This window comes from Rhizobium sp. NZLR1b (assembly GCF_019685155.1).
In the GTDB taxonomy this organism is placed as follows: Bacteria; Pseudomonadota; Alphaproteobacteria; order Rhizobiales; family Rhizobiaceae; genus Rhizobium.
Genome location: NZ_JABDWC010000005.1, coordinates 346,489 through 369,876 on the forward strand (window position 1 = coordinate 346,489; position 23,388 = coordinate 369,876).

Annotated in this window: 21 protein-coding genes; 11 read left to right on the forward strand and 10 right to left on the reverse strand. The window is 62.6% G+C overall.

Translation table 11 applies throughout. The annotated features are described in order from the left end of the window. Window positions 1-73 precede the first annotated feature (73 nt). From HJB84_RS10450 to HJB84_RS10470, 5 genes are read left to right on the forward strand one after another with little or no spacing between them, the layout of a single operon-like run. Entirely contained in the window at window positions 74-1,084 is a 1,011-nt protein-coding gene (locus HJB84_RS10450) for a MoxR family ATPase (RefSeq protein WP_207581310.1), read from the forward strand. Window positions 1,085-1,097: 13 nt separating this feature from the next. Beyond that, entirely contained in the window at window positions 1,098-2,018 is a 921-nt protein-coding gene (locus HJB84_RS10455; RefSeq protein WP_221115861.1) for a DUF58 domain-containing protein, read from the forward strand. Then, window positions 2,015-4,828, forward strand: coding sequence for a DUF4159 domain-containing protein (locus tag HJB84_RS10460; protein ID WP_221115862.1), 2,814 nt, complete (start codon window positions 2,015-2,017; stop codon window positions 4,826-4,828). The genes HJB84_RS10455 and HJB84_RS10460 overlap by 4 nt, the downstream gene beginning before the upstream one ends. 1 nt (window position 4,829) lies before the next feature. Then, a complete protein-coding gene (locus HJB84_RS10465; RefSeq protein ID WP_221115863.1) occupies window positions 4,830-6,899 on the forward strand; it encodes a hypothetical protein in 2,070 nt (689 codons plus the stop codon). Window positions 6,900-6,903: 4 nt separating this feature from the next. After that, the gene (locus HJB84_RS10470) at window positions 6,904-7,320 is read left to right on the forward strand and encodes a GNAT family N-acetyltransferase (RefSeq protein ID WP_221115864.1); all 417 of its coding nucleotides are present in this window, start codon (window positions 6,904-6,906) and stop codon (window positions 7,318-7,320) included. On the opposite strand, the gene HJB84_RS10475 is transcribed toward HJB84_RS10470, so the two are convergent. Next, entirely contained in the window at window positions 7,321-7,884 is a 564-nt protein-coding gene (locus HJB84_RS10475; protein ID WP_207581315.1) for a GNAT family N-acetyltransferase, read from the reverse strand. It lies immediately after the preceding gene. Window positions 7,885-8,112: 228 nt separating this feature from the next. Between HJB84_RS10475 and HJB84_RS10480 the strand changes: the two genes are divergently transcribed. Further along, window positions 8,113-9,123 (forward strand): glutathione S-transferase family protein, encoded by a 1,011-nt coding sequence (locus tag HJB84_RS10480; protein ID WP_221115865.1) that lies wholly within the window; start codon window positions 8,113-8,115, stop codon window positions 9,121-9,123. Window positions 9,124-9,160: 37 nt separating this feature from the next. Here HJB84_RS10480 and HJB84_RS10485 read toward each other — a convergent pair whose 3' ends face one another. After that, window positions 9,161-9,640: an NUDIX domain-containing protein gene (locus tag HJB84_RS10485; protein ID WP_207581317.1), complete on the reverse strand. Its 480-nt coding sequence runs from the start codon at window positions 9,638-9,640 to the stop codon at window positions 9,161-9,163. 70 nt (window positions 9,641-9,710) lie between these two features. Between HJB84_RS10485 and HJB84_RS10490 the strand changes: the two genes are divergently transcribed. From HJB84_RS10490 to HJB84_RS10505, 4 genes are all read left to right on the forward strand, one after another. Further along, window positions 9,711-10,619: a metallophosphoesterase gene (locus tag HJB84_RS10490; protein WP_221115866.1), complete on the forward strand. Its 909-nt coding sequence runs from the start codon at window positions 9,711-9,713 to the stop codon at window positions 10,617-10,619. Between the two features lie 159 nt (window positions 10,620-10,778). Further along, entirely contained in the window at window positions 10,779-11,339 is a 561-nt protein-coding gene (locus HJB84_RS10495) for a M48 family metallopeptidase (RefSeq protein WP_207581319.1), read from the forward strand. Between the two features lie 187 nt (window positions 11,340-11,526). Continuing rightward, window positions 11,527-12,036, forward strand: coding sequence for an RNA polymerase sigma factor (locus HJB84_RS10500; RefSeq protein WP_207581320.1), 510 nt, complete (start codon window positions 11,527-11,529; stop codon window positions 12,034-12,036). Window positions 12,037-12,038: 2 nt separating this feature from the next. Next, window positions 12,039-12,881: an anti-sigma factor gene (locus HJB84_RS10505; protein ID WP_207581321.1), complete on the forward strand. Its 843-nt coding sequence runs from the start codon at window positions 12,039-12,041 to the stop codon at window positions 12,879-12,881. Window positions 12,882-13,035: 154 nt separating this feature from the next. On the opposite strand, the gene leuA is transcribed toward HJB84_RS10505, so the two are convergent. The 3 genes from leuA to HJB84_RS10520 form a co-directional block, all read right to left on the reverse strand. Continuing rightward, a complete protein-coding gene (gene leuA / locus HJB84_RS10510; RefSeq protein WP_221115867.1) occupies window positions 13,036-14,787 on the reverse strand; it encodes a 2-isopropylmalate synthase in 1,752 nt (583 codons plus the stop codon). 361 nt (window positions 14,788-15,148) lie between these two features. Then, complete coding sequence (locus HJB84_RS10515) at window positions 15,149-16,348, reverse strand: benzoate/H(+) symporter BenE family transporter (protein ID WP_405049239.1); 1,200 nt, start codon at window positions 16,346-16,348, stop codon at window positions 15,149-15,151. A gap of 194 nt (window positions 16,349-16,542) precedes the next feature. Further along, window positions 16,543-17,127: an ATP-dependent Clp protease proteolytic subunit gene (locus HJB84_RS10520; RefSeq protein ID WP_207581324.1), complete on the reverse strand. Its 585-nt coding sequence runs from the start codon at window positions 17,125-17,127 to the stop codon at window positions 16,543-16,545. A gap of 282 nt (window positions 17,128-17,409) precedes the next feature. Here HJB84_RS10520 and HJB84_RS10525 point away from each other — a divergent pair, with 282 nt between their 5' ends. After that, complete coding sequence (locus HJB84_RS10525) at window positions 17,410-18,219, forward strand: DUF2076 domain-containing protein (RefSeq protein ID WP_221115869.1); 810 nt, start codon at window positions 17,410-17,412, stop codon at window positions 18,217-18,219. A 136-nt stretch (window positions 18,220-18,355) separates the two neighbouring features. Here HJB84_RS10525 and queF read toward each other — a convergent pair whose 3' ends face one another. From queF to HJB84_RS10550, 5 genes are all read right to left on the reverse strand, one after another. Continuing rightward, on the reverse strand, window positions 18,356-18,820 hold the full coding sequence (queF, locus tag HJB84_RS10530) for a preQ(1) synthase (RefSeq protein ID WP_207581326.1): 465 nt from the start codon (window positions 18,818-18,820) through the stop codon (window positions 18,356-18,358). Beyond that, window positions 18,820-19,734 carry a cation diffusion facilitator family transporter gene (gene emfA / locus HJB84_RS10535; RefSeq protein WP_221115870.1) on the reverse strand — a complete coding sequence of 305 codons (915 nt, stop codon included), beginning with the start codon at window positions 19,732-19,734 and terminating at the stop codon, window positions 18,820-18,822. Before emfA ends, queF begins: the two co-directional genes overlap by 1 nt. A 204-nt stretch (window positions 19,735-19,938) precedes the next feature. After that, complete coding sequence (locus tag HJB84_RS10540) at window positions 19,939-20,610, reverse strand: DUF2161 domain-containing phosphodiesterase (RefSeq protein WP_221115871.1); 672 nt, start codon at window positions 20,608-20,610, stop codon at window positions 19,939-19,941. 14 nt (window positions 20,611-20,624) lie between these two features. Continuing rightward, window positions 20,625-20,861 (reverse strand): hypothetical protein, encoded by a 237-nt coding sequence (locus HJB84_RS10545; protein ID WP_037078786.1) that lies wholly within the window; start codon window positions 20,859-20,861, stop codon window positions 20,625-20,627. A gap of 117 nt (window positions 20,862-20,978) precedes the next feature. Next, window positions 20,979-23,168 (reverse strand): anthranilate synthase, encoded by a 2,190-nt coding sequence (locus HJB84_RS10550; RefSeq protein WP_221115872.1) that lies wholly within the window; start codon window positions 23,166-23,168, stop codon window positions 20,979-20,981. Between the last annotated feature and the right edge of the window lie 220 nt (window positions 23,169-23,388).

Sequence of the window (23,388 nt, forward strand, 5' to 3'; positions counted from 1 at the left end):
CTCTATCGGGTATGAGGCACATGTATAAGTCCGCCGATTCGCTGCCGAATGATTTCAGCCGTTGGAGATGCCCATGAGTATGATGAAGACCGAAGCCAGCCTCGATGAAAAGGCGATCGTCGCCGCTGCCGAAAAGGCGCTCTCCGATATCGCCGCCATCCGCGGAGAAGTCTCGAAGGTGATCTTCGGTCAAGAAAGCGTCGTCGAGAACACCATTCTCGCCGTGCTGTCCGGCGGTCATGCTCTGCTCGTCGGCGTTCCCGGCCTTGCCAAGACCAGACTGGTAACGACGCTCGGCGAAGTGCTCGGCCTCGCCGCCAATCGCATTCAGTTCACCCCGGACCTGATGCCCTCGGATATTCTCGGATCCGAGGTGATGGACCAGGACGACAGTGGACGCCGCTCTTTCCGCTTCGTCAAGGGCCCTGTTTTCGCTCAGCTGCTGATGGCCGACGAGATCAACCGCGCCTCGCCGCGGACCCAGTCGGCCCTTCTGCAATCGATGCAGGAATATCACATCACCATCGCCGGCCAGCGATATGACCTGCCGGCCCCCTTCCATGTGCTCGCCACCCAGAACCCGCTCGAGCAGGAAGGCACCTATCCCCTGCCCGAAGCCCAGCTCGACCGCTTCCTGCTGCAGGTCGACGTCAACTATCCCGAACTCGCCGCCGAGCGCCAGATCCTGCTCGAGACGACGGGCTTAGGAGAAACCCGGCCGGAAGCCGTCATTAACGCGCAGCGGCTGATCGAAATTCAGGCCCTGGTGCGTCAGATGCCGGTAAGCGACACGGTCGTCGATGCCATCCTGGCGCTGGTGCGTTCTGCCCGTCCCGGACAGGGCAATGCCTCGACCGACAAGAACGTCGCCTGGGGTCCGGGCCCTCGCGCCGGCCAGGCGATGATGCTCTGCGCCCGCGCCCGGGCGCTCTACGAAGGTCGTCTCGCGCCCTCGCTCGACGATATCTTTGCGCTCGCCGAACCAATTCTCCAGCACCGCATGGCGTTGACTTTCGCTGCCCGCGCCGAAGGCATGTCGGTGCGCGACGTCATCGCCGGACTGGTCAAGCAGGCAAAGGGATAAGGAAGCCGGACGCGTGGCATCTATCGGACAGATCGTCAACCCGACACCCGGCAGCGATGCCCTTTCCCGCGCCAGGCAGCGGGCCGCCCTGGTGCCGGACTGCCTGGTGGAAGCCAAGCGCATCGCCAACACGGTGATCGCCGGCTGGCATGGCCGTCGCAAACGCGGCATCGGCGAGAATTTCTGGCAGTTCCGTCCCTATGCCGAGGGCGAAAGCCTGTCGCGCATCGATTGGCGCCGCTCCGCCCGCGACGACCATACCTATGTGCGCGAGCGCGAATGGGAGGCGGCCCACACCATCTGGCTCTGGTGCGACATGTCGCCCTCGATGATGTACAAGTCGAGCTATGGCAGCGTCTCCAAGGAAAGCCGCGCGCTGGTCGTCATGCTGGCGCTGGCTGAAATCCTTGCCCGCTCCGGCGAGCGCATCGGCTGCCCCGGCATCATGGAACCCGCCTCCGCCCGCAACGCCGCCGAGCGCCTTGCGGCTGCGCTCATGCATACGCCGCTGACCGGCGGCCTGCCGGAAACGGCGATGATCCGCGGCTGGAGTGACCTCGTCCTCATCGGCGATTTCCTCGATGATGCGCCGGCGATCATGGAACGCCTCGGCCCACTTGCCCGCCGCGGCCTGCGCGGCCACGTGGTCGAGATAGCAGATCCCGCCGAGGAGATATTCCCTTATAGCGGCCGCACCGAATTCACCGACCCGGAGAGCGGCGCCAAGCTTATCTCCGGCCGCGCCGAACACATCCGCGATGCCTATCGCAACGCCTACCTCGCCCGCAGGGACAGCCTCGGCCAGTCGCTGCGCCATCTCGGATGGACTTTTGCGACCCACCGCACCGATCATCTGGCGTCGGAGGCGCTGGTTGCGGTGCACATGTATCTGTCCGGCATGCCGGCCAAGGCAACGCATGGAGGGCAGCTATGACCGCCCTTCCCTTCGCTTTCGCCTTTCCCGCCATTCTCGGCGCACTCGTCGCCCTGCCCGTCATCTGGTGGCTGCTGCGGTTGACGCCCCCACGTCCGAAGACCGAGGTCTTCCCGCCGCTGAAGATCCTCGCCTCCGTGTTGAAGCGCGAGGAGACTCCGGCGCAGAGCCCGTGGTGGCTGACGCTGCTGCGCATGCTGCTCGCCGCCACCATCATCCTTGCGATCGCCGATCCGGTTTTCAATCCGCGCACCAGTTCGCTCGCATCCGGTGGCCCGCTCGTCCTCTTCGTCGACAACAGCTGGGCGGCGGCGCCCGACTGGGAGCGCCGCATCCAGACGGCTGACGCGCTGATAGACGACGCCGAATCCGCCGGCACACCCGTATCGATCGCCTTCACCGCCGATCCGACCAACGACGCCGTACCAGGTAGCGCCGCTGCCGCCCGCGACAAGCTGGGCGCTGCCGAGCCGCGACCGCTCGTGCCGGACCGCGAGCGCGCCTTCCAGGCGTTGCGCGCAGCGCTGAACGGCATCAAGCCCGGCACCCTCGCCTTCCTGGCCGACGGCGCCGCCGCCAGGGCCGACGACGCGACGGTGCGCAGGCTCGCCGAACTCCAGCCCGCCGATCTCCGCCTGATCGAAGGCGATGCTGCACGAACGGTCGCGATTACCGCGGCAAACAATGCGGCTGATGCCATGACCGTCAAGGTCACACGGCTCAACAGCTCGCATGCCGCATCCGTGGCGCTGAACGCCGTCGATACCCAGGGCCGCTCGATCGCCAACGGCAGGGTGGATTTCGCCCCAGGCCAGAGTGTCGCGACGAGTTCGATCACTGCACCCTTCGAGATGCGCAACGATTTCGCCCGCGTCAGCGTCGATAACGCCGCGACAGCAGGCGCCGTCCACCTTCTCGACGACGCATTCAGGCGCCGCCGCGTCGTTTTGCTGTCCGGTGGAGGTGGGGATGAATTTCAACCGCTGCTCTCGCCGCTCTATTATATCCAGCGGGCGCTGCAGCCTTACGCGGATCTGATCCAACCGGCCGATTCCGATCTTTCGATCGCCATTCCGAAACTTCTCGCCAGCAACCCCTCCATCATCATCATGGCCGATATCGGCCGGCTGCCCGAGGACACCTACGAACCTCTGACGCGTTGGATTTCGAATGGCGGTATGCTCCTGCGTTTCGCTGGCCCGCGCATGGCCGCAGCCCCTGCGGACGATCCGCTGATCCCCGTCATCCTGCGCCAGGGAGAACGGGCGCTGGGCGGCACATTGTCCTGGAGCGAGCCGCAGTCACTTGCCGAATTTCCGAATTTCGGGCCTTTCGCAGGCATCGCGCGTCCCGCCGATGTCGTCGTTAAGCGGCAGGTCCTTGCCGAACCGACGCCCGATCTTGCCGAACGCACCTGGGCGAGCCTGGCTGACGGCACGCCCCTCGTCACGATGAAGCAGCTCGCCTCCGGACAGATCGTTCTGTTTCACGTCACTGCGGAAGCGACTTGGTCCGATCTGCCGATCTCGGGCACTTTCGTCGACATGCTGCGCCACCTCCTGCAGATATCGCGCTCGGGCGGCGTGACGTCGGAGGCGCGCGGCAATGCGCGTGTCGCTGAAACCCTGGCGCCATTCCGTATGCTGACGGCCAAGGGCACGCTCGTCTCCGAGACGGGTTCGGCGCGGCCGCTCATTCCACAGGCCGGAGCCGAATCGACGGCGAATTTCGACAATCCGCCCGGGCTCTATGGTTCGGAAGATGGTTTCACCTCGCTGAACGTCCTGCCCGAGAACACCGAACTGACGCCACTCGACACAACGGGAACCAGTGCCGTGCGCGAAGGCCTGATCGGCGGCGAAAGCTGGTCGGCAAAGCCCGCGTTTTTTCTCGCAGCCTTTCTGCTGCTGCTGGCCGATAGCCTGGTCGTCCTGTTCATGAATGGCGCCTTCTCGCGACTACGCCCGGCTACCCGCACAGCGGCGATGATCGCCATTGCGCTCAGTGCCGTCTTTCTCATCCAGCCCGGCACGCTTCATGCCAACGACTCCCAGCCCGGCGACGACCTCATCCTGCAAAGGCTCGACAACACGCACCTCGCCTATGTCGTCACCGGTGAACAGGACGTGGACGATATATCCGAGCGCGGTCTCGAGGGCCTCACCCAGTTCCTGACTTTCCGCACGACGCTGGAGCCGGCGCCGCCCGTGGGCATCGACCTCACCAAAGACGAGCTCGCCTTCTATCCGATCATCTACTGGCCGGTTTCGGCAACGGCGCCGATGCCGTCGACGGCGGCGATCAGCCGTATCGATGCCTATATGCGCAACGGCGGCACCGTGCTTTTCGATACCCGCGATCAGATCAGCGCATTGGACAATGGCGGCAATGTCAGCGCCAACGGCCAGAGGCTGCAGGCAATCCTCGCCAATCTCGACATTCCGCCGCTGGAACCGGTGCCCTCCGATCACGTGCTGACGAAGTCCTTCTATCTTTTGTCGAGCTTTCCCGGTCGTTACGCCGGCAGCCCGCTTTGGATCGAGGCTCGGCAGGGCGGCCGCGAAGCGACCGAAAAATCTGCTGCGACGGCCGACGGCGTTTCGCCGATCCTGATCACCGGCAATGATTTCGCCGGCGCCTGGGCAATCGACGACAGCGGCGTGCCGATGCTGCCGACCGTGCCGTCCGATGAAGCGCAGCGCGAATATGCCTACCGTGCCGGCGTCAACATCATGATGTACATGCTGACCGGCAACTACAAGACCGACCAGGTCCATGTTCCCGACCTTCTCGAACGGTTAGGACAATGAGATGACCTTCGACTTTTCGCCCTTCCTGCCTTGGCCGATTCTAGCCGCACTGGCCGCCGTCAGCGCCATCATCGCTGCCTTCGCGATCTGGCGCGGCATTCGCGGCGCCTGGATCAGAACACTGGCAGCTCTCGCCATGCTGGCCGCCCTTGCCAATCCTGTGCTGCTGCAGGAGGATAGGGATCAACTGTCGACGATCGTCCCGGTTCTCGTTGATCGAAGCCAGAGCCAGCAGACACCCGATCGCGTCAAGATGACCGACGATGCGCTTGCGGCCTTGAAGGGACAGCTCGCCCGCTTCCCCCAGATAGAGCCCCGCTTCGTCGACGTCGAAGGCGACGTCAATTCCGACGTACCGTCGACGCGCCTGTTCGACGCGCTGTCGGCAAACATCGCCGATGTTCCGCCTGCCCGCATTGGCGGCGCTATCATGCTGACCGACGGTGAAGTCCATGATGTTCCGGCCGCCAATCAGGCGCTCGGTTTCGATGCGCCTATCCATGGCCTCGTGACCGGCAAGGCCAACGAATTCGATCGCCGCATCGAAGTCATCAAGGGGCCGCGCTTCGGCATCGTCAACGAGGAGCAGCAGGTCGTTCTGCGCGTCTTCGACGACGGCCCAAGCCCCGGTGGCACGGCCAATGTCACGGTGAAGCTGAATGGTGACGAGATCGCCACCCTGCAGGCGACGCCCGGCCAGGATACGCCCTTTTCCTTCAAGGTGCCCGCCGGCGGCAGCAACGTGCTTGAATTCGCCGTTGCAGCGCTCCCCGGCGAGGTCACCACCGCCAACAACCGCGCCGTTCACGTCATCGACGGCATCCGCCAGAATCTTCGCGTCCTTCTCGTTTCCGGCGAGCCGCATGCCGGCGAGCGCGCCTGGCGTAACCTGCTGAAATCCGATGCCTCCGTCGACCTCGTCCACTTCACCATTCTGCGCCCGCCGGAAAAGCAGGACGGCACGCCGATCAACGAGCTATCGCTGATCGCCTTTCCGACGCGCGAACTCTTCGTCGACAAGATCAAGGATTTCGACCTGATCATCTTCGATCGCTACCAGCACCGCGGCGTGCTGCCGCTGCTCTATTACGATTACATCGCGCAATATGTCGAAAACGGCGGCGCGCTGCTGATCGCAGCCGGTCCCGAGCATGCCGGCCCGGATTCCATTGCACTGACGCCCCTTTCCTCGGTCCTGCCCGCGACGCCCACCGGAGAGATGATCGAGAAGGCCTTCTATCCCCGCCTCTCCGAGGAAGGCCGCAAGCATCCCGTCACCCGCGGCCTGGACGGCTCGGGCGAGGATCCGCCGCATTGGGGTCGCTGGTTCCGTAGCGTCGATGTCGACCGGCCGCAGGGGGAGACGATCATGCTGGGTGCCGACAACCACCCGCTGCTGGTGCTGAACCGCGCCGGACAGGGTCGCGTCGCCATGCTGCTTTCCGATCAGGGCTGGCTTTGGGCACGCGGCTTCGAAGGCGGCGGGCCGAACGTTTCGCTCTATCGCCGTATCGCCCATTGGCTGATGAAGGAGCCGGCGCTCGAGGAAGAAGCGCTGACGGCGCGCGCCTCCGGCCGGACACTTGAAGTCACCCGCCAGACGATCGGCGACAATCCGGGCAACGCCACCGTGCGTTATCCCTCAGGCAAGACTGAAACCCTGCCGCTCACCCAATCCGAACCGGGGCTCTACAAGGCCGAGAAGAGGATGGACGAAATCGGCCTCTTCGAAATCCGCAACGGCAGGCTGTCGACGCTCGTTCATATCGGCGCCGTCGACGCACCTGAATTCAAGGCGATGATCTCGACGACCGATGTGCTGAAGCCGGCCGCCGACAGAAGCAAGGGTCTCGTCACCCGCGTCGCTAACGAAAATGGCAGGATCACCGTCCCGCCGATCCTGCCGGTGCGCGGCCAAGTCCGCCTCGCCGACAACGATCGCATGATGATCCGCATGACCAGCGAAACGGTTTTGAAGGGCATCAACACGCTGCCGCTCTTTGCCGGTTTCGCCGGCGTCGGCATCCTGCTGCTAGCCTTCGGAACCATGTGGTGGCGCGAAGGGCGATAATCGCATGCCGGAATTCGAGCTGACCGCTTCACCCTCGCCGGAGGAACTGGCTGCGATCACCGATGCGCTCTCGGCCTTCAACACCAGCGATGTCGGCCCCTCCGATCGCCGGCCGCTCACCGTTCTCATCCGTGATAGCGACGGCAAGGTGACCGGCGGCCTGTCGGGCTTCACCGCCTGGGGCTGGCTCTTCACCCAGATGCTCTATATTCCCGACACGCTGCGCGGCACCGGTCTCGCCGGCAAGATCCTTGCAAAGGCGGAAGAAGAGGCCAAGGCGCGCGGCTGCCGCGGCGCCTGGATCGACACCTTCAGCCCGCTGGCTCTCAGTGCCTATTTGCGTCAGGGTTATGAAGTCTTCGGCGAGCTCGAGAATTTCCCGGAAGGTCGTAACCGCAGCTTCCTCCGGAAAACCCTCTGATCATCCATGCCAGGCAATTGCGCCCTTCAGCCGTTCGTGTACGCCCTCAGCCATCGGAACGACGAGCACACGGCCGGGATCGACGGGTCCTGGAAAGGAAAGTGCATTATATGTGACCTTCTCGAAGCCGAGCGGGCCGTAATAGGGCGGATCGCCGACGAGGATCACGGCTTCCGAGCCCTTGCGTCTTGCCGCCTCCACCGCGATCCGCACCAGTTCGCGACCGATGCCCTGGTTCTTATGGGAGGGACGGACGGCAAGCGGGCCGAGAAGGTGACCCTTCACCGTGCCGGCCAGCACCGGCGTCATGCGCACCGAGGCGATCGTCTCGCCATTGTCGGTGCAGATGAAGGAGAGCGACAGATCATGCGGCCCCTGCTCACGGATGCGCGCGGCAGCGCGCGTGAAGCGGCCCGGACCGAAAGCTTCCTCATTGATGTGTTCGATGGCGGCGTCATGGGACGCGTCTTCGGTGAGGTAGACGAGATCGTGCTGGTACATGATGACAGAAACCGGATGGACAGATTGATGGGTCTCGAACACGCCTTGGGCGTTCGGGAGCATCAGCGTCGTCGCGGGTTTCTGGAAATGAACATCAGGCAAAGATCCTAAAATCGTGAAGTGGCCGATAGCAGGAAAAATTTCCGCCGTCCAACGCAAAATGCACGCTTCTGCGCTCGGAACTATGCAGTGCCCAAACCGCGTGACACACTGTTCAACCTTTACCGCCTGCAAAGCCCCGCTATCTCAGCTAACTTCGGCCCCGACACGCAACCAAAGGAAATGAAGATCATGGGAATGCTGGTGGACGGCGTCTGGCATGACATCTGGTACGACACGAAGGAAAGCAAGGGCCAATTCAAGCGGCAGCCCTCGCAGTTCCGCAACTGGGTGACATCGGACGGTGAGGCCGGCCCTTCCGGCAGCGGCGGCTTCAAGGCCGAAGCCGGGCGTTACCATCTCTATGTCTCGCTTGCCTGTCCCTGGGCGCACCGCACGCTGATCTTCCGCAAGCTAAAGAAGCTGGAGGAGCTGATTTCAGTCTCCGTCGTCGATCCGCTGATGCTCGAGAACGGCTGGGAATTCAAGATCGGCGACGGCGCCACCGGCGACCAGCTCTTCGGCGCCGACACCCTCTGGCAGATCTACCTCAAGGCCGATCCCCACTATTCCGGCCGCGTCACCGTTCCCGTGCTTTGGGACAAGACGACCGCCACGATCGTCAACAACGAATCGGCCGAGATCATCCGCATGTTCAACAGCGCCTTCGACGGACTGACAGGCTCGAAGGCCGATTTTTATCCGGACGACCTCCGCGCCGAAATCGATGCGCTGAACGCCACTGTCTACGACACCGTCAACAATGGCGTCTACAAGGCGGGCTTTGCCACCACTCAGGAAGCCTATGAGGAAAACGTCGGCAAGCTGTTCGAAACCCTCGACATGCTCGACGACCGCCTTGGCAACAGCCGCTACCTGTTCGGCAACAGGCAGACCGAGGCCGACTGGCGCCTGTTTACGACCCTGGTGCGCTTCGACCCCGTTTATGTCGGCCATTTCAAATGCAACATCCGCCGGATCGCCGATTACCGCAATCTGTCGGGCTACCTGCGCGATCTCTACCAGACGGCCGGCATTGCCGAAACGGTGAACCTGAAGCACATCAAAGAACACTATTACCGCAGCCACAAGACGATCAACCCGACCGGCATCGTTCCCGTCGGCCCGGCGCTTGATCTCGACAGCCCGCATGGCCGCGCTACTGCGCCGCGCGTCTTTTCAGACGCGCAAAGGACGCTCTAACATCTAGAATTGCTGCATACCGCGGCCTGAGGGACTCTTACCAGCGGTGGTCGGGCTCCTGCTCACCTCGAAGCTCGGCGAGGCGGCGATGTGTCGCCTCGGTCGTGCCCTCGGGCAGACTGTCGAGCGAAAAGAAGCCGCTGTCGGAGATCTCCCAGTCCGGTGGGCGTGGCGCCGTCTGCTCGACGCTCGCCCGGTAGAACACGACATGGTCCCGGCGGGTGTTGGTGGTGTTGAAATAGACCTGCACCAGCTGCGGCTTGCCGATGATCCTGAGGTTGCCCTCCTCGCGCAGCTCTTTCGCAAGCGCTTCTTCGACCGTCTCGTTGCGCTCCAGTCCGCCGCCCGGCATATGCCAACCGCCGACATAGCTGTGGCGCACGAGGAAAATCCGACCGTCCGCATCGAAGCACGCAGCCCTGACACCCATCGTCATGCCGCGGGCGAAGGAGAAATAGACATGCAGGAGGCGCAAGGCCAGCCTGATGTGAGGGGGCCGCTTCTCTTTATCCACCATCGCTCCGTTTCAGCTCTTCATCGCGCCGGATGTGTTTGATTTGTCAATAAGCTGGTCTATGTCTCGTAGCATGTTTAAGCTCGCGCATATTTCCGACGTCCACCTCGGGCCGTTGCCCAGTCTTTCCATTCAAGAGCTGTTTTCAAAACGCATAACAGGCTTTGTGAACTGGCATCGAAATCGACGCAAGCACCTTTTCGGCAGCACGCTGGATCTGCTGCTCGACGACATCCGCGCCCATCAGGCAGATCACCTGGCAGTCACCGGCGACCTCGTCAACCTGGCGAGCGGCATTGAGATTCGCGCCGCCGCTGCCTGGCTGCGCGCGCTCGGCGATCCCGCGAACACGTCAGTCGTTCCCGGCAATCATGACGCCTATGTGCCCGGCGCCTACGAGAAGTCGATGCGCGCCTGGTACGATTATGTCCGCGGCGATCTCGCCCCGCCGCAATGGCAGGAGGATCGCCATATCTTCCCTTATCTGCGCATCCGCGACAAAGTCGCGATCGTCGGCTGCTCGACAGCGGTCGCCACCCCTCCCTTTGCCGCCTCCGGCTTTTTCGGCGCGCGACAGGCCCGCGATACAGTCAACGTGCTGCGCGCGGCCGGCGAAGCCGGTCTCTTCCGCGTTGTCATGATCCATCATCCGCCGATCCGCGGCGCCACGGCCTTTTACAAACGAATGATCGGCATCCGCCGCTTCGCCGCCGTGATTTCGACGGGCGGCGCCGAACTCGTGCTGCATGGCCATACGCACCTGAACACGCTGCACTGGCTGCGCGGCCAGGTGCAGCCAGTGCCTGTCGTCGGCATCGCGTCAGCCTCGCAGGGCCCGGGCAGCATCAGGCCGCCTGCCGCCTACAACCTCTTCTCCATCGACGGCTCGCCCGGCGCCTGGGAGCTCAGCGGCGAGCGCTTCAGCCTCAACAGGGCCGGCGACGCGGTGATGTCGGAAAGCGCAGATATTTTCACGCGTTAGCGCCGGTTCCGGACTCCTTTTATCCAGCACTTGAACCGATCTGAGAGGACGTCAGGCCATCGTCGCAACAATCACCATGGCGGCCGCTTAACCTCTTGGTATTTTTAGCGGTAAGCGTACAATCCCGGCGATTGCATCGCCTGAGAACGGAGCACACTTATGACGTCTTCTTTCCGTCACCTGTCCATAATTTCGCTCGCCGCCGGCTTTGCCTTCGGCATCGCCACGGCTGCTTTCGCGGTCGGCGACAACAACGATGACACCAATCCGCCGCCGAAGACCCAGACGACCAAGACCTGCACCGGCGGCAAGGTCTGGGACAAGGCCAAGAAGGAATGCGTCAATCCGAAGAAGAGCAGCTTCAATGACGACGATCTCTATAAGTTCGCCCGCGAGTTTGCCTATGCCGATCAGTATGACAATGCCATCACCGTGCTCAATCTCGCCCGCAATCAGAACGACCCGCGCATCCTGAACTATCTCGGCTACGCCAACCGCAAGGCCGGTCGCATGGAGCTCGGCATGTCCTACTATCGTAGGGCGCTACAGGCGGATGAGAACTACATCCTCGCCCGCTCCTATATGGGCATGGCGATGGTGGAACAGGGAGATATCCAGGGAGCCCGCGTCCAGCTTGTCGAAATCCGCGATCGCGGCGGCGAAGGCACATGGGCCTATCGGGCTCTGCTGCAAAGCTTGAACGGCTACAAGACATATTGACGCAAGGTTTGTGGGCAACAATGCGAAAATCCCTTGAGAAAAGGGGATGAAGACGGCCGGATGCTTGCGAAGTGCAGCAGATTTGTTTCATAAAGCACTGGCATCGTCGGCGTCGATAAGGCCGGCTTCGCGTTCGACGGCGAACCCTTCGTCCGCGAAACCATTGTGAATGCTTCTTGGATAGACAATGCGTCAACCCGCAACGACCATCGATCTCCGGCGTGATCTCGTCGGCCTTCTGCCCCGCCTTCGCCGCTTCGCGATCACGCTCGCGGGTGAGGCTGCCGTGGCCGACGAACTCGTTCAGGCCGTCTGTCAGCGCGCCATCACCAAGGGCAATCAATGGAGCGGTGAAGGCCGGTTGGAAAGCTGGATCTACACGCTTGCCCGCCAGCAATGGACCGACGACAGCCGCAAGCGCAAGCCGAAGGCTTCCGTCCGCGGCAACGTCACCGATATACGCGAGGCCGCGCGCGAACGCTCGGCTGGAGCCGATCCCGACGGCATCCATCACATGATCGCCGATATGCCGGACGGTCTTTCCAGCATGTTCCTGCTCGTCGACGTCGAAGGCCACAGCTACCAACAGGCGGCCGACATCATGGGCACGCCGGTGGCAAATGTCGTCTCCCAACTCGCGACCGCAAGGCTGCATTTTGCCGGGCTTGCCGGCACCCACCCGATCCACAGGTACTGAATTTGCTCGATCTCAGGAAATTGCCGCTCGAAGCCCAGCTCACCGCCCTTCTCGATGGCGAGGTCTCGCCCGAACAGCGGCACGAACTGGAGCAGCGCCTGGCAACCGACGAGAGCACGCGCCGGCTGCACGAGAAGCTGCGCCACGGCGCCGATTTCGGCCGCCACCGCTTCGACGATATCCTGAAGGAGCCCGTGCCGCTCGCCCTCGTCCGCGCGATCAAAAGCACGCAGCCGCCAAAAACGCCGATCGCCCAGCGCGCCACGCGCCCGCATGTGAAACTGGCGCCGAGCGGCCCGCAGGCACTGGCCGCCGCTCTCATCCTCTTCGCCGTCGGTTGCGGTATCGGCTATTTCGTCGGCACCGCCCCGGATGCCGACGAAATAGCCACCACAACCTCCGCCACCGCACCGGCCAATACCAGCGACTGGCTGGGCGACGTCACAGCCTATCAGCGCCTGCTGATCCGCCAGCCTCGTCATCTCGTCGAAGTGCCCGCCTCGCAGGCCGAGGAAATCTCCAGCTGGCTGACGACCGCGATCGGCGTGCCCTTCCGCGTGCCGGATCTCAGCGGCGAAGCCTGGACCTTCCAGGGCGCCCGCGTCATCCTCGGCGACAGCCGCCCTGTCGGCCAGCTCGTCTATTCCAACGCCGACGGCGACGTAATCTCCATCTGCTTCCGCAAGGACGCGCAGCCACCGGAGACCGACGACTTCAAGGAAACGATCAAGGACGAGATCGGCCTCGTGACCTGGCACAATGCCGGCACGTCCTACGTGCTTGCCGGCCCCTCCGCCGAAGCGACGCTCGGCCAGCTCGCAATGAAAATCGCTACCGCGATCTGACGGCGCCCTGATGCATCTCGCCCGGAATTGCGCAGCGGGATAACGACATACAAAAACAAAGAGCTAAAGCGCGTCGCATGAATCAAGTTTGATGCGACGCGCTTTAGCTCCAATTCATTTCAAGCCGCATCGATCGCGGCCTGAGTTCTTAAGATCAGGCCTTGCCGGCCTTCACCTCGAGCACGCGGTTTGCCGCCGAGACGATCGCTTCCAGCGATGCCGCGACGATGTTGGTATTGACGCCGGCTCCGAACAGCTTGCCGCCGGGATAGGAAGTCTCGACATAGGAGATCGCTGCCGCGTTCGAGCCGTGCTGCAGCGAATGTTCGGAATAGTCCTCGACCGACATCTCGATGCCGAGATAATGCGACAGCGCGTTGATGAAGCCGTCGATCGGGCCGTTGCCGCGTCCTTCGATGCGCTTGATCTCGCCATTGTCGGTGATCTCAGCCGCCACGATCCGCTGACCCCTGTGCTCGGTATCGGGATAGGTGTGGTGGTCAACGAATTTGAGGCGCGCGCTCGGCTGCGTCACGTAGCGCTCGATAAAACGGTCGTAGATCCGCTTCGAAGGAAGCTCCTTGCCCTCTACGTCGGTAATACGCTGGATATCCTCGCGGAACTCGACCTGCAGGTTGCGCGGCAGGTTCAGCCCGTAATCCTGCTGCAGAATATAGGCGATGCCGCCCTTGCCGGACTGCGAGTTGATGCGGATGATCGCCTCATAGGAACGGCCGACATCGCGCGGATCAATCGGCAGGTATGGGACTTCCCAGACGGGATGGTTGGCGACCTGCGCCGCCTTCATGCCCTTATTGATCGCATCCTGATGCGAGCCTGAGAAGGCCGTATAGACCAGCTCGCCGACGTAAGGATGACGCTCGGAAATCGCCATCTGGTTCGAATATTCGAACACTTCCTTGATGCGCCCGATGTTCGAGCAGTCGATTTCGGGATCGACGCCTTGCGTGAACATGTTCAGCGCCATCGTCACCATGTCGACATTGCCGGTGCGCTCGCCATTGCCGAAGAGCGTGCCTTCGACGCGGTCGGCGCCTGCCAGCAAGGCCAGTTCGGCGGCGGCGATCCCTGTGCCGCGGTCGTTATGCGGATGCAGCGAAACGATCAGGTTGTCACGATTGTCGAGGTTGCGGCACATCCATTCGATCTGGTCGGCATAGACGTTCGGCGTCGCCATCTCGACGGTGGACGGCAGGTTGATGATCAGCTTGTTATCTGGCGTCGGCTTGACGACCTCGATGACGGCATTGCAGATTTCCAAAGCCACCTCGAGCTCGGTGCCGGTGAAGCTCTCCGGCGAATATTCGAAACGATAACCACCGCCCGCCTTGGCGGCCATGTCGGTGATCATCTTGGCGGCATCGACGGCGATCTGCTTGATGCCCTGCACATCCTTGGCGAAGACGACGCGGCGCTGCAGCTCGCTGGTCGAGTTATAGAAATGCACGATCGGCCGGTTTGCGCCTTCCAGCGCCTCGAAGGTGCGGGTGATGAGTTCCGGGCGGCACTGCACCAACACCTGCAGGGAGACGTCGGCGGGCACGTTGCTCTCTTCGACACACCAGCGGGCGAAATCGAAGTCGGTCTGCGAGGCCGAGGGGAAACCGATCTCGATTTCCTTGAAGCCCATCTCCAGCAGCAGTTGGAACATCCGCGCCTTGCGATCGTGGCCCATCGGGTCGACCAGTGCCTGGTTGCCGTCGCGCAGGTCGACCGAGCACCAGACCGGCGCCTTGGTGATGGTTTTCGTCGGCCAGGTGCGGTCGGGAATGTTCACCTGCGGATACGCCCGGTATTTCACCGCAGCGTCGGGCATGCCTTTTGCAGCGTCGCACATGCCTTTTGCGGGGGCGGCCTTCAGTGAGGATTGCGTCTTCGCGTCCATCGTATCGTCTCCTCGTCCCGGCATTTGCCCGCTCTTAGCCGATCGTATCAGGCTTGGCGATATACAAATGCGGACCTTTGTCGGTCATTAGTTCAATTTTGAAAGTGAGTCGCGAGGAGCGATGGCCGGGCGGGCCTTCGGCCGCCGGGCGCTCCTCAAAGGACCCGGCAACCGCGCGTAAGGCCGAGGAGAAGAAGCGAGGTCAGGGCGCGCGTATTGTCACGCAGGGCGATGCGGCCGCGTGCAATCGTGTCAGAAATTCTGGCGCCAGTGGTCTTCATGGCCGCGCTTATAACCTCGGGCGGTGGAACTGGCAAGCCCTTGCCAGGCTTTTGGCGGCCGATGGCGCAATGACATTCCGCTATCGCGGCTGGCTTCGATCTTTCCAAACACTCACCAGCCGCGCCAGCGCCAGCATCAGCCCGCCCGCGATCAGGCCCCAGAAAGCGCCGGAAATGCCGCCGAAGGAAACGCCTGAGGCGGTGACCAGGAAGGTGATCGCCGCCGCCTCGCGCGACTCCGGGGCCTGGAAGGCCGACATCGCCGAGGAGGAGAAGGCGCCGACCAGTGCCAGCCCTGCCACCGCCTCGATCAGGACGGGAGGCGCAAGGGCGACGAAGGCAGTCACCGCGCCAGCGAGCAGCCCGAGGATGACATAGCCGACGCCGGCGATCAGTGACGCCCAATAGCGCCTCTTCGGATCGGCGTGGGCATCCTGTCCGGCACACATCGCCGCGGTGATTGCCGCCAGATTAACAGCATGGCCGCCGAACGGCGCCGACAGCAGGGAGAAAAAGCCGGTGACGGCAAAGAGCGGACCGGGTTTCGGATCGTAGTGATTGACCTTCAGGACCGCGATACCCGGAATATTCTGCGAGGCCATGGTGACGATGAACAGCGGCAGCGCGATCGAGACAAGGCCGGCAAGATTGAACACCGGCCAGATGATCTCCGCCGTCGGCACCAGCGACCGTTCGAGCGAACTCAGTGCACCGTCGGGAATATCGACGCCAAAGACCAACACCAGCACGAAGGCAGCGAGCGCTGCCGGTACCGCCCACAGCCGCTTGAAGGCGCCGACGACGATCCAGGCGACGACGATCGGCAGGCCGAGGAGCGGGTTGAAGCCGATCGCCTTCACCGGCGCGAAGCAGAGGCCGATCAGCACGCCTGATAGCATCGCATTGGCGAGCGGCGCAGGAATGGCGGCAACCGCCCGGCCGAGCGGCTTGAAAAGTCCGGCGACGACAATCAACGCAGCACAGATCAGAAATGCGCCGACCGCCGCATTGAAGCCGCCCTCGATTGCCCCGGTGCTTGCCAGCAGCGCGGCGCCGGGCGTCGACCAGGCGATACTGATCGGCAATCGCGTCACGGCACAGAGCACGATCGCGCAAACGCCCATGGAGATCGACAACGCCATCAGCCCCGAAGCCGCTTGCGCATCCGTCGCACCGACCGCTTCGAGCCCGTGCAGCACGACGGCAAACGAGCTGGCAGAACCGACGAAGGCGGTCAGCAGCCCCATGAACAGGGCCTGGACGGAAAAATCTTTGTGCATGGCGGGACTCTTGGACTGTAAGAACGGCGCATGGAGCATGATGGTTGCCGCAGGCGCAAGTCCGGATTCAGGCCTTTCCGTTCAGTCCTCGCCGATAGGAGTGCTATCTCCACTCAAGCACTGCTGAAAGCAAACCGCCCTCACCTGAGATCTGCAGGCAAGGGCGGGTTCTTAGCAGCTTTGAATGAGAGAACTCAGATATCGGCCTGCGACGTCACGATCCGCGAGACGAGGCCATAATCCTTCGCCTCTTCGGCCGAAAGCCAGTAGTCGCGATCGGTATCCCTGGCGATCTTGTCGAGCGGCTGACCGGTGGCCTCAGCCATGATCCTGTTCAGGCGGTCGTTCATCTTGATGATCTCGCGCGCCTGGATCTCGATATCGGATGCCATGCCGCGCGTACCGCCGGAGGGCTGATGCAGCAGGAAGCGGGTGTTCGGCAGGCACAGGCGCCGCTCCTTCGGAGTGGCGACATAGATCAGCGCGCCGGCCGAGGCGACCCAGCCGGTGCCGATCATCCAGACCTTCGGCTTGATGAACTTGACCATGTCATGGATGGAATCGCCGGATTCGACGTGGCCGCCGGGCGAATTGACATAGATGCGGATGTCTTCGTCGCTGGCCGCAGCAAGCGCCACGAGCTGCGAGCAGACCTTCTGCGCCAATTCCTGATTGATCGGTCCGTAGATGAAGATCGAACGCGACTTGAAAAGATTCGCCTCCGTTTCCTTGCCGAGCGGCAGTTCCTTCGTCTTGTCGTCCTGGTCTTCGTCGTTCATTCGAACCTCTTGGAGATGAATTCGGCTTCCCCGCACATAGTGCGACTCAATGCCTAAAACAATGTGGGAAAAACACAAGGCACCGAAGCGATGGAGATATCCTTAAGAAGCCGCGCGTCGTTCTGCAAGCCTTACTGAATTGTAACGGGCAAAGGCTTTGAAAAGCCTAAATCGGTTCCTACCTCAACCTCACGCAGCGAAAGCTGCACCGAAAAAATCATCGAGCGTTCTTAATGCGTCCGGTCGGACACGGGAGCGCTCTGGAGCAACAGGAGACAGGACATGTCACCCGAAGAACGCCAATTGCTGACTGCCCTCTTCGATCGTGTGCGCACCGCGGCCGCCCAGCCGCGCGACCGCGACGCCGAGGCCCTGATCGACCAGGCGACGCGCGAGCAGCCCTCGGCCACCTATTATCTTGCCCAGGCCGTCATCGTTCAGGAAAAGGGGCTGGAGGCGGCGGCCAATCATATCAAGGAGCTCGAGGAGCATGTCCGCCAGCTGGAAGCCGGCGCGAACGATCACCGCCAGGCCGAACAGGGCGGCGGCTTCCTGAGCTCGATCTTCGGCAACACCCAGACGCAGCAGCCAGCACCCATTCCGTCCAGCCCTGGCGCTTCTGGTCCCTGGGGCCAGCAATCACGCGCCTATGACGAACCCCGCGGCTACGACCGCGATGCCCGCCAGCCGCAGCAGCAGCCGACTGGCCCCTGGACCCAGCAGGCCTCTGCGCCTTCGGCCGGCGGCGGCTTCCTGCGCGGCGCGCTCGGCACGGCAGCGGGCGTTGCCGGCGGCATGCTGCTTGCCAATTCACTGAGCGGCATCTTCGGCAATCACATGTCCTCGCTCGGCTGGGGCTCGCCCTTCGGCGCAAACCCCTTCGGCAATGCCAGTGCTCCCACCGAGGAAACCGTCATCAACAACTATTACGGCAATGACGACACAAGCCAGGCCTCGGACAATGGCGACACAAGCCAGGCCTCGGACAACGCTGCCGATGACAACGACAATGCCAATGTGCAGCAGGCCGATTACGACGGCGGCGACGATTCTGCCGACGACTCATCCGGTGGCGACGTCACGGACGTGTGAGGTTTATTAGGCAGAAATGGGCGGCAGTTGGTTTCGCATTGCCGCACTGTTGCCCGGCCCTTCGCTTTAAGCTCAGGGCGTTCGCTGCTGCAATCGATTCACTGGATCGATTGCTCGGGCTTCGCCCGACCGCAGCTCACCCGCGCCCGCGATAGGTGGCGACGCCCTGCTCCGGCAGCCACACCCCTTCCGGCGGCGTGCCCGTCTGCCAGAACACGTCGATTGGAATGCCGCCGCGCGGATACCAGTAGGCGCCGATCCTCAACCACCTGGGATCGAGCAGCTCGACGATGCGCTTGGCAATGTAGATCGAGCAATCCTCATGAAAAGCGCCGTGATTGCGGAAGGAATGCAAGAAGAGCTTCAGCGACTTCGATTCCACCAGCCATTCGCCGGGAATGTAGTCGATGACGATATGGGCGAAATCCGGCTGCCCGGTCATCGGGCAGAGCGAGGTGAATTCCGGCGCGGTGAAGCGCACCACGTAATCGGTGCCGGCATGGTTGGACGGCACTTTTTCAAGCACCGCCGCCTCCGGCGACCGCGCGGTTTCGGTTTGCTGGCCCAGCATCGACAGGCTGGAGGTATCGGTATTCGGCATCATGCCTCCTTGACGACCTTGACGCGGATGCCGTGAGCCTTTTCGCCCTCCGGCTCCACATGAATTGCAATGGTGGCGCCCTCGTGCACCGCCCTGATGGCATCCTCAAGGCGGTCGCAGATATCATGCGCCTGGCGTACCGACATGCCGCCTGGCACCACCATATGAAAATCGATGAAGGTCACGGTACCCGCCCGCCTCGTCTTCAGGTCGTGCACGCCGATCGAACCCGCCGCGTGGGTAGCGATCGCCTGCTTGATCGCCTCCTCCTCCTGCGGCTCGACCGCCTGATCCATCAGCCCGCCGATCGATTGTGAGATCACCCTCCAGCCTTGATAAAGGATGTTGACGGCGACGAGAATGGCAAGCACCGGATCGAAGATCGCATAACCCGTCGCCAGCGCCAGCAGCAGGCCGACGAGCACGCCGACTGAGGTCACCACATCGGACATGATATGCTGCCCGTCTGCGGCAAGTGCGGCCGAGCGATACCTGCGCCCGGTCCGGATCAACAGCCGCGCCCAGACCGCATTGATGACGCCGGCCGCGACATTGATCGCAAGGCCGAGCACAGGTGCGTCGAGCATGCGCGGCTCGGCGAGGTAACCGACCGCCTCGTTGACGATCAACAGTGCGGCGACGACGATCAGCACGCCCTCGGTAACGGCCGACAGATATTCCGCCTTGTGATGGCCGAAGGGATGGTCGTGATCGGCCGGCTTCTGCGCATAGCGAATGACGAAAAAGGCGATGAAGGCGGCAACGACGTTGACCGTCGATTCGAGGCCGTCCGACAGCAGCGCCACCGACCCGGTGACCCACCACGCCACCATCTTTAGGCCCATGACGCCAAGCGACAGCGGTATCCCCCACATCGCCAGCGTCCGAACCGTAAGGTCGCCGTTGTCACTCATATCGTCCCCCTGCGGTTGCGAATGAATTGCAGCTCTCAAGCCGTTGAAACGCAAAACCGCCCACGCGACGATCGCGAAGGCGGTTCAGATTGAGGGTGATATGGGCGATGAAGGAGGGTTTGTCAAAGGGAATGAAACGTCGTTCACAGGCGGTGCCTCCCCGATTGAGAGCTGCGTAACCTCCGATGGCGGGTGCCGGGCGGTTCAAGGGGCCGGGTCGGAAAGGACAGGTTGCGGCCAGCGCAAGAGCGCGGCCTGCCCTGCGGGCGTCAGGGCGTAGATACCCTTCTCTACACGCTCGAACCATCCGTAGACGTTGTCGCGCAGGATCGGGCCGGCATTCGCCGCAAGCGCCCTCATCTCCCGCGGTCGTACCAGACCACGTTCGAGTGCTGAGGCGCAGAGCAGTGCCTGCTGGCGATAAGCGGTCATGATCGGCGCTCGCGAACCACCACCGACCGCAGGATCCCCACGGCGGCGCTTGTGCTCGCTGACGAGGCGCGAGCGCCTTTTTGGGTTGGTCCGCGGCATCGGTGAAATGGAACCGACGATAATGCTGACCTCGCCGCCATCGGAGACGCCGAGCATGCCGATACCGAGCCGCCGGCAGAGGTCGCGGTAACGCCTGTCGGCCTCCCGCCCGCGGCCCTTGGCGGAAACACGCGCCGCGATCCAGACTTCATCGCTCATCGCCGCGCGGTCGACCGCCTGCAGAAGCAGTTCGAGGTTGAAGGAGAGTTTCAGTTCGCAGACCACCACGACCGGCGGCTCGCCATCGCTCAAGCCAACGAGATCGCACTTTCCGACCTCGCCCTTCACGACATAACCGGCCGCCTCCAGGAAGGCTTTGACGGGCAGGTAAAGCGATGTCTCCATGGCAGAAAGATGCTTCAGGCGGCGTTGAGATCGGCAATCTCGCCATATCGCGCGAGCAGCCGCGGCGAGGACATGTCGCCGGTTTCCTCGTCAACAATTACGGCATAGGCCGCCACGCCGACGAAACGCTCAGCCATCGCCGAAGCGATCTTTTCCGCGCTGACGGAGTTGGATGCCTGGCGCATTTCGCCGGGTACGAGGTTGCCGCGGTTCTTGCGGTAAGGGAGAACGATGAATTTTTCACTGGCCACGGCAACGGGTTCCGATTGATCGTTCCTGAAATGTTCTGATTTGCTTGAGAAAGTCAACCGAACTCTTCGGTGGAAGCCCGCCCTTCCCGCAACACAGGAAGGGCGAGGGAATTACGCTCAGGCAGCCTTCGTCTTCACCTTGCGTGCCAGATGCGCCACGACGTTTTCGATCATCCGCATCCCGGCGTCACCGCCGAGCGTCATGATCGATTCCGGATGGAACTGTACCGCGGCGATCGGCTCCTTGGCGTGTTCGATGCCCATGATCGTGCCGTCCTCGCTCTCCGCCGTGATGATGAACTCGCGCGGCAGCGTCGAGGGATCGGCAAAGATCGAGTGGTAGCGGCCGACCGTCACTTCCTTCGAAAGGCCGGAGAAGACGATGCCCGGTTCCAGCACGCGGATGCGCGAGGGCTTGCCGTGCATCGGCAGTGCCAGATGGCGCAGTTCTCCGCCATAGGCTTCGGCGAGCGCCTGCAGCCCCAGGCAGACGCCGAAGATCGGCAGGTTGCGCGCCCGCGCCTTCTTGATCGTCGCCTTGCAGTCGAAATCTTTAGGCGTTCCAGGCCCCGGTGACAGCACGACGAGGTCCGGGTTCAGCCGGTCGAAGATTTCCTCCGGCACCGGCGTGCGCACGGTCGAAACGGTCGCCCCCGTCTGGCGGAAATAATTGGCAAGCGTGTGGACGAAGCTGTCTTCATGGTCGACGAGCAGGATGCTGACTCCCTTGCCGACGCTTGCGACGTCGCGCTGAGTCTTGCCGGAATTGCCGGTCTTGGCGTCGCGGATGGCGGAAAGCATGGCAGAGGCCTTCAGTTCTGTTTCGGCTTCTTCTTCCTCAGGGATGGAATCGTTGAGCAGCGTCGCACCGGCGCGCACCTCGGCGACACCGTCTTTGATGCGCACAGTGCGCAACGTCAGGCCGGTGTTCATGTCGCCGTTGAAGCCGACCATGCCGATCGCACCACCATACCATGCGCGCGGGCTCTTTTCACGGCTCTCGATGAAGCGCATCGCCCAGAGCTTCGGGGCGCCGGTGACGGTGACCGCCCAGGCGTGACTGAGAAAACCGTCGAAGGCGTCCATGTCGTCGCGCAGCCGTCCCTCGATATGATCGACCGTGTGGATGAGGCGCGAATACATCTCGATCTGCCGGCGGCCGATCACCTTGACCGAGCCGGGCTCGCACACACGGCTCTTGTCGTTGCGGTCGACGTCGGAGCACATGGTCAGTTCGGATTCGTCCTTCTTCGAATTCAGAAGCTTCAGGATCTGCTCGCTGTCGGCGATCGGGTCGTCACCGCGCTTGATCGTGCCCGAGATCGGGCAGGTCTCGATCCGGCGGCCCGAAACGCGCACGAACATTTCCGGTGAGGCGCCGACCAGATATTCCTGATGGCCGAGATTGATGAAGAAGGAATAGGGCGACGGATTGATCGCCTTCAGCCGCTTGGAGATGTCGGAAGGCTTGCTTTCGCAGCGCTCCATGAATTTCTGTCCGGGCACGACTTCGAAGAGGTCGCCCTTGCGGAAACTTTCCTTCGCCTTGGTCACGAGCTCGGCATATTCACCGGGCCGATGATCGCTCTTCGGCGGGATGGAATCAGTGTGCTTAAAGGGTTCGGGCGCGATATCGCCGGCTTTGCCCTCGGTCGACACGCCGCCTTTTTCGAAATCATAACGGTCGATCCAGGCTTTGGCGGCGTAATTGTCGACGACGAGAATCTCGTCAGGCAGGTAGAGCACCATGTCGCGCTGGTCGGAGGGCCGCGTCAGCTTCAGATCGATCGCGTCGAACTGGAAGGCGATGTCGTAGCCGAAGGCGCCGTAGAGCCCGAGGCTCGCATCCGCCTGCGAATAGAACAGATCGGTCACGGCGCGCAGCACAGTGAAGACCGTCGGCATCTTCGAGCGCTCTTCCTCGGTGAATACCCGGTCCGGCGTCTTGACCGAGAGGTCGAGACGCCGAGCGGAGGAAGCGCCGAGCACGAGGTCGGACACAGTCTTTAGCCGCTCGATCACGAAGCCGAGAAGCACTTCGCCGCGTTCGTTGTAGGCTTCGATCCAGACCTCCCGCCCGAAGGAAGAAATGCCGAGCGGCGGATCGACGACGGCAGTATCCCAGCGCGTATAACGTCCCGGATATTCGTAGTTCGACGAGAACACCGCGCCGCGGCGCTCGTCGAGCTTGTCGATATAGGAAGAGACCGCATCGCCGTAGGGGATTGCCCGCCGCTGTCGCGTGACTGATATGCCGCCCTTGGTCTCGTAGATTTCCGCACCATCATCCCGCAGGATCGTTACCATTGTTCCACTCCGTTATCGGGGCCCGGACGACAGGCGACCATAAAACAAAAAAAGCCGCCTCGAAGTTTCGGGCGGCTCACTCGTCGTCTTTGGACACGATTGGTCGAGGCCGCCTTAGCGAGCCCACCACCAAACAGCAATGTTCAAGGACTTGATCATGGGAAAATTGTTAGCCTGAGATCGGCCGCCACGCAAGAGGCGATTGCGTAATGAAAAAGGG

Excerpts from the sequence above, each read along its gene's own strand:
- HJB84_RS10525 (WP_221115869.1), top strand. The coding sequence starts at position 17,410 with ATGTCACCCGAAGAACGCCAATTGCTGACTGCCCTCTTCGATCGTGTG.
- HJB84_RS10470 (WP_221115864.1), top strand. The coding sequence starts at position 6,904 with ATGCCGGAATTCGAGCTGACCGCTTCACCCTCGCCGGAGGAACTGGCT.
- HJB84_RS10515 (WP_405049239.1), bottom strand. The coding sequence starts at position 16,348 with ATGCACAAAGATTTTTCCGTCCAGGCCCTGTTCATGGGGCTGCTGACC.
- HJB84_RS10550 (WP_221115872.1), bottom strand. The coding sequence starts at position 23,168 with ATGGTAACGATCCTGCGGGATGATGGTGCGGAAATCTACGAGACCAAG.
- HJB84_RS10465 (WP_221115863.1), top strand. The coding sequence starts at position 4,830 with ATGACCTTCGACTTTTCGCCCTTCCTGCCTTGGCCGATTCTAGCCGCA.
- HJB84_RS10450 (WP_207581310.1), top strand. The coding sequence starts at position 74 with ATGAGTATGATGAAGACCGAAGCCAGCCTCGATGAAAAGGCGATCGTC.
- HJB84_RS10520 (WP_207581324.1), bottom strand. The coding sequence starts at position 17,127 with ATGAACGACGAAGACCAGGACGACAAGACGAAGGAACTGCCGCTCGGC.
- HJB84_RS10475 (WP_207581315.1), bottom strand. The coding sequence starts at position 7,884 with ATGCTCCCGAACGCCCAAGGCGTGTTCGAGACCCATCAATCTGTCCAT.
- HJB84_RS10540 (WP_221115871.1), bottom strand. The coding sequence starts at position 20,610 with ATGGAGACATCGCTTTACCTGCCCGTCAAAGCCTTCCTGGAGGCGGCC.
- HJB84_RS10460 (WP_221115862.1), top strand. The coding sequence starts at position 2,015 with ATGACCGCCCTTCCCTTCGCTTTCGCCTTTCCCGCCATTCTCGGCGCA.
- HJB84_RS10500 (WP_207581320.1), top strand. The coding sequence starts at position 11,527 with ATGCGTCAACCCGCAACGACCATCGATCTCCGGCGTGATCTCGTCGGC.
- queF (WP_207581326.1), bottom strand. The coding sequence starts at position 18,820 with ATGCCGAATACCGATACCTCCAGCCTGTCGATGCTGGGCCAGCAAACC.
- HJB84_RS10480 (WP_221115865.1), top strand. The coding sequence starts at position 8,113 with ATGGGAATGCTGGTGGACGGCGTCTGGCATGACATCTGGTACGACACG.
- emfA (WP_221115870.1), bottom strand. The coding sequence starts at position 19,734 with ATGAGTGACAACGGCGACCTTACGGTTCGGACGCTGGCGATGTGGGGG.
- HJB84_RS10495 (WP_207581319.1), top strand. The coding sequence starts at position 10,779 with ATGACGTCTTCTTTCCGTCACCTGTCCATAATTTCGCTCGCCGCCGGC.
- leuA (WP_221115867.1), bottom strand. The coding sequence starts at position 14,787 with ATGGACGCGAAGACGCAATCCTCACTGAAGGCCGCCCCCGCAAAAGGC.
- HJB84_RS10485 (WP_207581317.1), bottom strand. The coding sequence starts at position 9,640 with ATGGTGGATAAAGAGAAGCGGCCCCCTCACATCAGGCTGGCCTTGCGC.
- HJB84_RS10490 (WP_221115866.1), top strand. The coding sequence starts at position 9,711 with ATGTTTAAGCTCGCGCATATTTCCGACGTCCACCTCGGGCCGTTGCCC.